The organism is Hymenobacter amundsenii (genome assembly GCF_002204745.1).
Lineage (GTDB): Bacteria > Bacteroidota > Bacteroidia > Cytophagales > Hymenobacteraceae > Hymenobacter > Hymenobacter amundsenii.
On record NZ_NIRR01000116.1, the window covers coordinates 1 to 473 of the forward strand.

Consider the following 473-nt stretch of genomic DNA (forward strand, 5'->3'; position numbering starts at 1 on the left):
CACAGCCGCCAGAGCACCGGCGAACGAGCCCCCACCGACCTCAACCAGCTCGCCGACGAGTACCTGCGCCTGGCCTACCACGGCCTGCGGGCCAAGGACAAAAGCTTCAATGCCACGCTGCAAACCGACTTCGCCCCCGCCCTGCCCCCCATCGAGGCCGTGAGCCAGGATGTGGGACGGGTGCTGCTCAACCTGTTCACCAACGCCTTTTACGCCGTCCAGCAGCGCAAACTCCAGCAGCCCGACGGCTACGTGCCCACCGTGAGCGTGAGCACCCGGGCCCTGCGCGGCGGCGGCGTGCAGGTGCGCGTGCGCGACAACGGGGCGGGCATTCCCGAAGCCGTGCGCCAGAAAATCTTCCAGCCTTTTTTTACCACCAAGCCCACGGGCGAGGGCACGGGTCTGGGCCTCTCGCTCAGCTACGACATCATCATCAAGGGCCACAACGGCACCCTTCAACTCGAAACCAAAGA

Annotated in this window: 1 protein-coding gene; it reads left to right on the forward strand. The window is 66.0% G+C overall.

The features are described from left to right. A partial coding sequence (locus tag CDA63_RS20195) for a sensor histidine kinase (protein WP_242434764.1) occupies positions 1 to 473 on the forward strand: 473 nt, incomplete at both ends.